Source organism: Novosphingobium sp. AP12, assembly GCF_000281975.1.
In the GTDB taxonomy this organism is placed as follows: Bacteria; Pseudomonadota; Alphaproteobacteria; order Sphingomonadales; family Sphingomonadaceae; genus Novosphingobium.
Genome location: NZ_AKKE01000046.1, coordinates 1 through 8,343, shown reverse-complemented (window position 1 = coordinate 8,343; position 8,343 = coordinate 1). Strand labels below are relative to the sequence as shown.

Annotated in this window: 7 protein-coding genes; 4 read left to right on the top strand and 3 right to left on the bottom strand. The window is 60.3% G+C overall.

Annotated features, from left to right (window positions below; translation table 11 throughout):
* Positions 1-251: 251 nt before the first annotated feature.
* The 3 genes from PMI02_RS08480 to PMI02_RS28365 form a co-directional block, all read right to left on the bottom strand.
* Positions 252-2,534, bottom strand: coding sequence for an FdhF/YdeP family oxidoreductase (locus tag PMI02_RS08480; protein ID WP_007681500.1), 2,283 nt, complete (start codon positions 2,532-2,534; stop codon positions 252-254).
* Positions 2,535-2,567: 33 nt separating this feature from the next.
* The gene (locus PMI02_RS08475; protein WP_202948617.1) at positions 2,568-2,834 is read right to left on the bottom strand and encodes an adenylate cyclase; all 267 of its coding nucleotides are present in this window, start codon (positions 2,832-2,834) and stop codon (positions 2,568-2,570) included.
* Between the two features lie 182 nt (positions 2,835-3,016).
* The gene (locus PMI02_RS28365; protein ID WP_036502988.1) at positions 3,017-3,265 is read right to left on the bottom strand and encodes a bestrophin family ion channel; all 249 of its coding nucleotides are present in this window, start codon (positions 3,263-3,265) and stop codon (positions 3,017-3,019) included.
* Positions 3,266-3,819: 554 nt separating this feature from the next.
* Between PMI02_RS28365 and PMI02_RS08465 the strand changes: the two genes are divergently transcribed.
* The 4 genes from PMI02_RS08465 (at position 3,820) to PMI02_RS08450 (ending at position 7,876) form a co-directional block, all read left to right on the top strand.
* Positions 3,820-4,704 (top strand): N-acyl homoserine lactonase family protein, encoded by an 885-nt coding sequence (locus PMI02_RS08465; RefSeq protein ID WP_007681497.1) that lies wholly within the window; start codon positions 3,820-3,822, stop codon positions 4,702-4,704.
* A gap of 1,072 nt (positions 4,705-5,776) precedes the next feature.
* Positions 5,777-6,172 carry a response regulator gene (locus tag PMI02_RS08460; RefSeq protein ID WP_052025476.1) on the top strand — a complete coding sequence of 132 codons (396 nt, stop codon included), beginning with the start codon at positions 5,777-5,779 and terminating at the stop codon, positions 6,170-6,172.
* 156 nt (positions 6,173-6,328) lie between these two features.
* Positions 6,329-7,564 carry an MFS transporter gene (locus PMI02_RS08455; RefSeq protein WP_081496661.1) on the top strand — a complete coding sequence of 412 codons (1,236 nt, stop codon included), beginning with the start codon at positions 6,329-6,331 and terminating at the stop codon, positions 7,562-7,564.
* A 27-nt stretch (positions 7,565-7,591) separates the two neighbouring features.
* Positions 7,592-7,876, top strand: coding sequence for a hypothetical protein (locus tag PMI02_RS08450; protein ID WP_007681495.1), 285 nt, complete (start codon positions 7,592-7,594; stop codon positions 7,874-7,876).
* Positions 7,877-8,343 lie beyond the last annotated feature (467 nt).

The following is an 8,343-nucleotide window of genomic DNA, read 5'->3' as shown; positions in this document are numbered from 1 at the left end:
GGCCGGCGAACCGCCACAATTGACGGCCCGTAGGACACGAACGGACCGATCGCATCGGGCTACACAATGTAACCGGCCAGCGTGCCCTCCCTCCCCTTCTTCGCATCTTCGCCTGGCTGTGCACTTTGAGCGCCGCCGCTTCCGGATGGTCAATAGAAAGACGCTCCCCTTCCGGTCGTTGGACCGCACTCGCTCTCGGGCGCCCACCGCGTTGGCGTCGCCGGAACCGGGGCGCTCGTCGTCCCGGGCCATCACGCCGCGCGCCGAACCATGACCGGGATAGACTTATAGGCCGGCGTTCCACTCGCCTTGTCGTAGTTTTCGAGCGGCACCAGGCAATTCGCCTCGGGATAATACGCTGCGACGGAGCCGCGCGAAATCGTGTGGGCGACGGCTGTCTGGCCCGTCAGCACACGGTCACCGGCGACAATGTCGACGAGATCGCCATGCTCCAAGCCAAGATCGCGCAGATCCTCACCATTGAGGAAGACGACGTCCCGGCGACCGGTGATGCCGCGATAGCGATCGTCCAGGCCATAGATGGTGGTGTTGTACTGGTCGTGGCTTCGGATCGTTGTGAGGAGAAATGGATGCTCCTCGCATCCAACGCCGGGCGGTATATCGGCTACAATGAAGTGGGCCAGGCCGTCGGGCGTATCCCATTGCCGCAGCGCTGCGCCAACCCGGAGCCGGAAGCCGCCCTTCATCCGTACGCGCTCGTTGAAATCAAAGAAGTCGGGGAAGACCTCCTCGATCTTGTCGCGAATGCGATCATAGTTCGCGATGAGAGCGTCCCAGGTCACGACGGTGGCCGGTAGGCTCGCCTTGGCGATACCGGCGATGATCGCCGGTTCCGAGCGCAGCGTGTCGGAAACGGGCTGCAGCATGCCGCGCGAGGCGTGGACCACCGACATTGAGTCCTCAACCGTGATCGCCTGCAACCCAGCAGCCTGGACGTCGATCTCGGTGCGACCGAGACACGGAAGGATCAGGCTTTCCTTCGCAGTGAGGAGGCAAGTCCGGTTTAGCTTCGTTACGATTTGGGCATTGAGGTCGAGCTTCCGGAAGGCCGCGAAAGTAGCCTGAGGATCGCTAATGGCGACCGCAAGATTGCCGCCAAGACCTATGAAGGCCCGCGCCTTTCCATCCCGCATCGCCTGGATTGCCTCGATGGCGTTGTGGCCGTGAGCTCGCGGACTGGTGATTCCAAATGCCCGGTCTAGCCTTTCAAGGAACGGTTCAGCTGGGATTTCTGTGATGCCGACGGTCCGATCGCCTTGGACGTTGGAGTGGCCGCGCACCGGGCAAATGCCTGCTCCCTCGCGCCCGAAATTTCCGCGCAGCAAAAGAAGGTTCGCCAGCTGTTGGACGGTCTCCGTCCCGTGCCGGTGCTGGGTGATCCCCATCCCATAGCAGATGATCGAGCGCTCAGCGCTCCAGTAAACCTGCGCGATGCTCTCGATTGCCGGCTGTGTCAGGCCCGACACTTCGCAGATCGCCGCCCAGTCGGCCTTCTGGATATCGGCGCGAAGCGCCTCGAAGCCGATCGTGTGGACCTCGATGAACCTGCGGTCGATCAGGCCTACCCCGCCCGCCGCGAGGTCTGCGGCATCCGCTTCGAGCAACGCCTTGATGATGCCTTTGACCAGTGCGAGGTCGCCGCCCACCTTGACCATGTGATAGCCTGAAGAGATTGGCGTCGCGCCAAAGGTCGCCATCTCAATCGGCGCTTGGGGATCCTGGAAGCGTTCTAGACCACGTTCGCGCATCGGGTTGATGGCGATGATCGGCACCCCGCGGCGCGACACCTCGCGTAGTGTGCCGAGCATACGCGGATGGTTGGTCCCAGGATTATGCCCGAAGCTGAAGACCGCATCGGCCTCCCCAAAATCCTCAAGGGTGATGGTGCCTTTCCCCACTCCGATCGATTGCGGGAGACCAACGCTGGTCGCCTCGTGACACATGTTGGAGCAATCGGGAAAATTGTTTGTCCCGAACTCCCGCGCGAAGAGCTGGTACAGGAATGCGGCCTCATTGGATGCGCGTCCCGAGGTATAGAATTCCACCTCGTTCGGGTGTGCGACTGCGCGCAGCACCGCGCCAACCCGCTCGAACGCATCGTCCCATTCAACGGGCACGAAGTGGTCGGTCTCCCGATCGTAGCGCAGCGGATGGGTCAACCGCCCAGCCTCCTCCAGCGCGTAGTCGGACCATGTCCAGAGTTCGGACACACTGTGGCGCGCAAAGAAATCCGGGTCGGCTCGCTTTTGGGTCGCCTCCCAGGTCACCGCCTTCGCGCCATTCTCGCAAAACTCGAAGGACGAGGTGTGCTTGGGATCCGGCCACGCACATCCCGGACAGTCGAACCCCTCGGGCTGGTTCATGCTGAAGAGCGCTCGCGTGCCGGTGCTCGCCCCCATCTCCGCTCGGACCGCCTTCGCGACCGCGCGCAACGCCCCCCACCCTCCCGCAGGGCCGGGATAAGGTTTGATGCCTTCCAGAAACCTTTTTGTCATCAACGCCCCGCTATGCATGGTCGGCCATATGCCTTGGCCGCCATCGAAAGCTTAGATCGTAGAAAGTTTTAGCGATCCCTCTAAACGATAGAACTGTCGATCGGGGGTCGTGTAGAAGGTCAGCGAGCGCTGTGCGTCGAAATCGTCGAGATGGGTGACAGTGGCACCGTCGCCTTCCTGCCAGGAGATGACAAAGCAGCCGCCTGGGAGATGACGCCACTCGTACTCGACAGTCCCGGTAGCACCGTCCGTGGCGCCGCCCGTGATCGTGTACGTCATGCTTCGTCCGTCGGCATGGTAGGCGTTGATCGCTTTCAAGCTGCCGTAGTCAACCTCAAAGCTGTGACCGGCATGAGGGAAGATCGTCGTAATTGGATGCACTCCGGCCAATGGAACCTTCGCCCCCCCAGATGCCCGTGGACGGATCTGACGAGGGTCGGAGTTCGCAGAAGAGGTGAAAGTCGTCGACGAGCTTAGGGCCAGATCGGCGAGCGCGCCCGTTAAGCGAGATAAAATCTCGTATAGAGGCTGCGGGTGGTAGATCGCGCAGGCGCAGGACCCAGCTCCATCTGCACGGCCGACACGATGGCATCAAGGAGGACATTATTCTGCTCATGTCCAAACGGATCCTCCAGTTTGTCGATAGGCACGTCGTCCCCGACCAATGCAAAGCTGGTTTGGGCAACAAACCAGGACGCGCCCAACCCGAGGGCGCCGCCAAGCTTAAATGGAAGGGTGAGACAGAACACCGCCGTCGGGCAGCAGCAAACGAGGATGTCCTATCGCGGTTCGTTTCGGAAATCCTGCCAGCGAGCGGGTCTTGACGACCAACGTTCCCCAGACCTTCCGCGCATCCCACTATCGCTCGAAGCGCACGCTATTGCTAAAGCTGGTGAAATCAAAGGCGCGACGCCAAGAAGGGTAAAACGGCCGCGTTCAGGGTAGCCAGCGATAAGACGCCAACACGACCGCCACAGCAAACAGCATCAAGCCGAACTTGCGGTGCGTAACCTTCGGAATGATTGACCCTGCAGCGTAAAGAACAACTGCAAGATGGTCGTTCCTTGATGGCGGATCGCACAAAGTTTTGGTCGGCAGACTGACCAAAGTTATCGAATGGAAGGATCGACCGGGGGCGGTTGAACTGTGCATCGTGGCAGAGACGCTTGTGCGTAAATCGCTGGCGACCTGTCCCCGTAGCCGGCGTAATGTAAAGAGATGATCGGGGCACTGTCTTCGGCCACACGACATATGCGCGCCGCAGGCTGACCGATCGATCCAGTTATGGAGATCACCTTTGCAAATGAAACGCCTCGCCGGCGCCGTTCTTACGCTCCTCGCGCTCGCCCCTGCGCCCTGCACATCAGTTATTGTCTGGGCTGCTGCGCTCGACAGCGATGCTCGGGCTAACCTTGCGCAGTTGCCAAAGGTGACAACACCGCGCGTCTATGTGCTCAACTGCGGCGAGCTCATCTCCAACAACCCGGAGCTTTACAGCCTCAGTCGGGAGGAGGTGGCGGACACGAACATGCCCGTGACGTGCTACCTTGTCGTTCATCCCAAGGGAATCCTGCTCTACGATACGGGGCTTGCCGACCGGCTGGTAGGTCGCCCGGTCTGGGAGAATATCGTCGAGGGCTATGGCGAGATCAAAACGACCACGCTGGTCAGTGAGCTCGCCAATATCGGTGTCACCCCGGCAGACGTCACCTACATTGCCTTGTCCCACATGCATTTCGACCACGCCGGCAACGCCGGTCTCTTCAACCGATCGACATGGCTGACGACACGAGCCGAGCAGGCGGAGATGTTCGCCGCATCACGGCCTGGACATTTTGCTGATTATGCCGATCTCGAGAGCGCACGGAAGGTCGTCTATGACGGCGACCACGACGTCTTCGGCGATGGGACGGTCGTGCTGAAATCGACGCCCGGCCACACCCCGGGACATCAATCGCTGTTTCTTAAGCTCGCGAAGACGGGCAATGTGCTGGTGAGCGGCGATCTCTACCATTACACCGAGGAGCTGACCAAGGGGCGGATGCCACCGGGCGAGATGAAGACGGCAACCCCCGCGTCACGGCAAGCAATGGTGGAATTTGTTTCGCAGACAAAGGCGCAGCTGTGGATCGGCCACAGTACAGGCTTCTACCGCAGTGCGCTGAAGTCTCCCGCCTGGTACGAATAGCGGCAGATCGAGAGCTACTTCTCAGAACAATGGCGGTTCCGAGGCGTCCCGACCGCACAACGGCCCTCGCGCTTTTGCAAGGGGCATCAATGATAGCCGAAAACGGTCGAAACGGGTTGGCGAAATCGCTGCACCGCGGCCGCACCGATGCGGGATCGTGCTTATCGACATCGCGGAGTTGTACACCGAAGAAGGACGGAGCAGCTCGCCGGCGAAGCGATCTCGCGCATACGCAAGATGGTGTGTCTCGTCAGCAAGGCTTATTGGTAGAACGTCTTTCGGGACGGTCTGCCGCGGGCATATGAGGCGAGAGAGCGCTCGGCACCGATTGGCTTGATCTCTTTCTGCTCCACTGGCTCGGCGGTGCCTTTGGCGAGAAGGCAGACACGATGGAGCGCCTTATCGACGCCAGCAAGATCCTGCGCTGAGCGTGAGCAATCTCGACACCGACGACCCGGGGGAACACGTCCACCACGGCAGCAGCCGCTGCCCCACCAATCACGTTCTGTACAATCTGAGCCGCAGTAGACCAGAACGCAACGTGGTTCCGTGGCTTGCAACATTGCCCTCCTCCCGCCCGGTAGCACTAACGAACAACGCCGCTTGCTCTACGATACCAGATGGCCTCCGTGGCGCAGCAGTTCGGCGCGACCCCGACACAACCGCACTCGCCTAGACGACGCGCGACGATGATGTGATCGCCATCCCCAAAAGTCAGCACGGCTTCTAATGTCCACGAAAACCGCCTCGCTGCGGATCTTAAACTGCCTGCCGATCATCTAGCAATGTTCGGTCTGGGCTTCCCTCCCCTGCAAACGCGCGTTCCGCCCGAGATGATCTAGCTGAGCATAACCGCGTTTCGGCGCATATGGTTCAATGTATTGTATTTCTGCGGCAACGCCGTTCTCGCGCACAGCCGCTCGCTTAGGTGGCGCCTACAAGTGACGTCCGGTATCGTCTCTGCAGCGCAAGACTCACATGCGGATTGATCTTGTGCGACAACGTGAGGGGACATAACAGGTAAAAAAACGTAAAACCTGGAACCTCGAAATATGACTCCGGTTGAGACGGAATGAAAATTATCCAATTTCCAGCTGTCATTTTGGTGGCTGACGATGAGCCGCTCATCCGCATGAATACAGCCGACACGTTGGCAGAGCTGGGCTTCTCAACAATCGAAGCCCGCGACGCCGAAGATGCTCTGACCAAATTAAAGGCACATCCCGAAATTGCCGTTTTGTTCACGGATATCAACATGCCCGGCAGCTTTGACGGCTTGGAGCTTGCCCGAAGAGTCCGCGGGCTTCGACCCGATCTTCAAGTGATCGTCACCTCGGGTAAAATGAAGCCATCACAGATTGAGATACCAAACGGCGCCATGTTCATCTCAAAGCCCTATACTTCACGCGCTATTGCTGATCTCATCACATCGGCGAGATCGGAGGGCGTGTGTACGCCCTGTTCGTGATGACCAACCGGGGAGATGCCTCGCAACAGCTCCTTCGTATTGCTCAGGCAAGCAGAACGGGGCAAGTTCCACAGGGTTCGACCTGCCCACTTATTTGCTGCCCGTCTTCCGCGCTACGAGTTCGCCCGGATGGCGAGCTCGCATGAAGGGCACATCATGAAGCTCAATCCGGGCCTTATGGCCTTATCTGTCGGCGCCTTCGGGATCGGGGTTACTGAATTTGCACCGATGGGCCTCTTACCTGTCATCGCCAGTGACCTTGCCGTCTCAATCCCCACCGCCGGCCTGTTGATAAGCGCCTACGCACTCGGCGTCGTGATTGGCGCGCCGCTGATGACGCTGACGACAGGACGTATCTCCCGCCGAACCCTTCTGATTGCTCTCGCCGGAATTTTTACGCTCGGCAATTTGCTCGCAGCTGTATCAGGCAGCTACGGGATGCTTCTCGTCGCGCGTGTCATCACTTCATTCAACCATGGCGCGTTTTTTGGGGTCGGCTCAGTTGTTGCTGCGAGCCTCGTTCCGGCCGGTCGGCGGGCCGGTGCCGTAGCCACTATGTTCATGGGACTCACGATCGCCAACGTCGTCGGCGTACCGCTGGCAACATGGGCGGGCGCGCACCTGGGCTGGCGAGCCTCATTCTGGGGTATATCCGGTCTAGGCGTCTTCACGATGATATTCCTCCGCCTCGCTCTACCGCTATTACCTGCGACAAGCGATGGCGATGCCATCGCGGAGTTGCGGGTCTTGGGACGCGGCCGCGTGCTTGGCGCACTCGCGCTGACTGTCGTCGGATCGAGCGCAATGTTTACGGTCTTCACCTACATCGCACCGATCCTACGCGGAGCGACACACGCCTCGCTCGGCTTCGTGACGGCGATGCTTGTTCTATATGGACTTGGTCTAACCGTCGGAAATTGGCTGGGCGGGCGCTTCGCGGATCGGTCCGTCGACCGAACGCTGACCGTTACGCTCGCGTCGCTCTCGGTCATCCTCTTACTTTTCTCGCTCATGATGGAACAAACCGCTGCGGCACCACCGTTGATTTTCCTGTGGGGCATCGCCAGCTTCGCGCTCGTGCCCCCGTTACAGGTTCGGGTGATGACGGCCGCGGCCGACGCACCCCACCTCGCATCGGCCGTCAATATCGGTGCGTTCAATTTGGGGAACGCAATTGGTGCGGCTCTCGGCGGTGCGGTGATCGCCTTCGGCTTTGGCTTTGCAGCCATTGCCTTGGCTGGTGCGGCGACAGCCTTCGTCGGGTTAATCGCGGTCCTCATTGCCGGTCGGTACCCAAATGACAGCGGCGCGCAACCGCCCCAGACTATTCCGCTCTCACCTGAGTGTTCCAAATGTAGCCGGAAATCGGAAACGCCACGTTCGCTTCATTAAAGCCCGAAGCACCACAGGAGTAAGACGATGGCGGAAGCCACCTGGTACGAGACCATGAGGTCTCCCCCGATCAACTGGCGGATGAGCGCTGCGCTGGAAAATGTCCCGCGCGGAGATGAAGATGTCGCCGAAGTGACGAGCCTAGAAGCCGCCGTCCTTGCCTGGACGCTTTTGGATCCCGATCACCGGGCCACCGCTATCCTGACCGTCGAACATCCAGTGCAGATCGACGGTTCGGCCACACAGTCTTTCGCCGGCGAGGGCATAGCATCACTGGTCGAACGGCTATCTGCTCGCATCGCTGATAGCTGACGGCCATCACGGACTGATCGGGCTGCGCGCGGTTGAAGAGACCACGACGCTGCTCGTAGTCTGCGCAGACGAACTCTTCGGCTATATGCGATAAGGTGCCTGGTTCCGCAGGGCCCGTAAGCTGCAGGACTTCGGGATACGCCATCGAGGTCGTAAGTGTCGCCGCGCTCGGCGCACGGTGCATCGACCTCTGACCGGACGGACCCATGCCATGGGAACGCACCCAAGAGGTTACGAGTTTTCGGATGGAACAGCCGGAGACGATGCGGTGACACTCGCGCCATGACGCCTAATTCACGAAGAACTGACCGCCTCGTGGGGATATACACCGCCGTCGCGATGCTGGCGCTATGCCCGGTGCTGGCCGGCTGCGACGGCAAAACGGATGGTGCGGCGGGAGGCAACACGCAGGCCGCGACGCTCACTGTTGACGGTTCTCCTGAGATCGAGGCCTATCTCCGCCAGTT